This window comes from Bacillus sp. S4 (assembly GCF_040838205.1).
GTDB classification, from domain to species: domain Bacteria; phylum Bacillota; class Bacilli; order Bacillales; family Bacillaceae_G; genus Bacillus_A; species Bacillus_A cereus_U.
In genome coordinates this window covers 1-2,881 of record NZ_JBFPJI010000383.1, presented here as the reverse complement: position 1 = coordinate 2,881, position 2,881 = coordinate 1, and the positions used below count along the sequence as shown (strand labels likewise).

Here is a 2,881-nt window from a genome sequence, read left to right as displayed (position 1 = left end):
ATACACTTCTTAACTTTCTACTACATTAATTCTTAATATTTTCTAAACTTTCAATATCCCCTTACGAATTTAAAGTATTGATTCTTGACAACATCTTGCGTACACGTATCTATGTATAACACACATAGAAAAAAGCCCTTGTTTTCATAACAAGGACTCTTTCGTTAAACTATTTCACCACTTCTTCTTTCGGCATTACCATACCTTTATAAAGTTGGACAGTAATCCAATAATAAATGAAATAAATTACTATGAAGATTCCTATTGGCATCCACACTTTTACAAATGGGTCAACTAATATGAAGCTGAATAAGTTAAGCCCTACTAAAACGTGGGAAATTCCAATAATTGCTGGGAAGATAAATAAATATGAGATTTCTTTATATATACTTTTTGTTAACATACTACGCCTCACACCGATTTTTCGTAGCATTTCATAACGGCGTACATCACGAGAAGCTCCTGTTAATATTTTAAACATAAGAGAACTCGCCATCATTGCTAAAAATGCAATTCCAAGGAAAAATCCCATAAACATTGTTCCGCTCATGAAACTATTCATGAACTGATAAATTGTCATTTTCGTATATAAGTCTACTTTTGTACCTGTTGTTTTTTCAATTACTTCTTCTTGTCTCTTATCTATTTCGATCAACAGTGGTTTATATTTTTTCATATCGTCTACTTTTGCTAATGTTACAGTATGTTCTGTTCCTTGAATTCCTTTATAATACTCTTCATCTGCAATTCTTACAGGTTTTCCGTTAAATTGATTATGTGTAATTTGTATCTCTCTTACAACCGCATCCTCCCAATCTTTTGGCATACGAGGAAGCTTATTCACTACTTCAGGAGCTTCCAAAGCAGAATAGACAGGTTCAGTTAAAGGTTCAGCCACTCGTTTACGAGCAGGTTCTTTTAAAGTTTTTGTATCAAAATGATCTGAAATAAGTGGTGGTTTTTCAGTTAAGTCGTTACGTAAGTAATAAACTGCTTCTCCATCTACTTTATACTTATACTTGCTTTCTTCAACAATTTCCATTTCTTTTAATGCTGCTTTATCTTGTTCATTTGGATCATGAATTACGACATCATATACACGTGAGAAGTCTGTCATAATGCCTACATTCTTTTGAAACGCCATACCTGCTGTCATCGCACCTGCACCTAATGCAATTAACATCGCTACAGTTCCTAGTACTCTCGATAAACTAGTTACTCGAAAACGTAACTGTGCATAAGTAAAACTATTTAATCCCGTTTCATTTCGTTTTTTATTCCCCTTAATTTTCATTACAAAAAGTGGGAGTAACGAGCTAAAAATGAAATACGTTCCTAATGTCGTAACAATTGTCGCTATTATAAATCCTAGTTCAGCAAACATTTTTATATTTACCATAAAATAGTATCCTGTACTTACTAGCAATACACCTAGTACTGTCATAATAACTGTGCGAGTTTTACTTTTCTTCACTTCATCTTGCGTTTCGTCTTCACGTATTAACTCTAATTCTGTTTTACGTAATAATCGGAAACTATTCATTACACCAGTAATGAAAAATAATATTAAGAAGAAAATAGATGTAACTAATATAGCTGGTGTGTATACAGATGCGTAATTACCTTTTGCTGAAATTTCCATTCCATTCATTAACAAATTTCCTGCTACACTAGCTAGTATGATTCCTACTAAAATACCGATAATAATACTGACAATACCCATACCAAAAGTCTCAATAAATAATAATTGCGCTACTTTTTTCTTTTTCGCTCCAAGCATCATGTACATACCGAGTTCTTTTCTTCTTAATGTAAGTAAAAAAGAATTGGCATAAATGATGTAAAAAACTGTAATGAATGAGAGCAATATTGCACCAACCCAGAAGACGAGCCTAATACTACTAATGAGACTATTATCTTTTGTAAATTCACTATTCATCGCCATCGTTTGGAACATGTAAAAAATACTAATACTAATGACTAGACCAATAAGTAAAACCATATAATCCTTTAACATTTTTTTCATACTATGACGTGATAATTTGAATAACATAGTCTCGCCCCCTTACCTCGACTCAGTTGCTGAGCCCATTTGGGCAAGCACCCCTAAAATGTCTTGATAGAAATTTTCTCGTGTTCCTTGACGATTTAACTCTTTATAAAGTAGACCATCTTGAATAAATAAAATACGCTCACAGTAACTCGCACTAAATGCATCGTGTGTTACCATCAAAATACTGACATTGTGATTTTCATGTAAATCTTGCATCGCTTCTAATAAACTTTTTGCATTTTTACTATCAAGTGCTCCTGTCGGTTCATCTGCTAATACGATTGCCGGATTATGTACTAAAGCTCGTGCTGCCGCTGTTCTTTGTTTTTGTCCACCAGAAACAGCAGTCGGATATTTTGTTAAAATTTCAGTAATCCCTAATTTCTTTGCTACTTCATTTACTTTTCCAGTAATCTCACTTGACGGTACGCCTTGCAGGGAAAGTGGTAAAGCGATATTTTCATAAATTGATAAATTTTCTAGTAGATTAAAGTCTTGAAAAATAAATCCTAATTTTTGAGAACGAAAATCTGATAATGCATTTCCCTTCATAGAAGTAATATTTGTGCCAGCTATTGTTACACTGCCACCTGTCGCTTGATCAAGTGTACTAATCACATTTAGTAATGTCGTTTTACCAGATCCAGAAGGACCCATAATCCCTACAAACTCTCCTTCTTTAATACTTAACGAAACACCCCTTAATGCTTTTGACTGATTCTCATTTCTTTTCCCATACGTTTTTTCTACACTTTCTACAGTAACTACATTTGTTGACATCTCATTCACTCCATCCCTTTTGTATAGTATTAATTTCCCATATATTTC

At 33.3% G+C, this 2,881-nt stretch carries 2 protein-coding genes; both read right to left on the bottom strand.

Features of this window, described 5'->3' with window-relative positions:
• Window positions 1–169: 169 nt before the first annotated feature.
• Window positions 170–2,053, bottom strand: a complete 1,884-nt coding sequence (locus AB3X48_RS20495; protein ID WP_016104802.1) for an ABC transporter permease — start codon at window positions 2,051–2,053, stop codon at window positions 170–172.
• A 12-nt stretch (window positions 2,054–2,065) separates the two neighbouring features.
• Window positions 2,066–2,842, bottom strand: a complete 777-nt coding sequence (locus AB3X48_RS20490) for an ABC transporter ATP-binding protein (protein WP_082187217.1) — start codon at window positions 2,840–2,842, stop codon at window positions 2,066–2,068.
• Window positions 2,843–2,881: the final 39 nt, after the last annotated feature.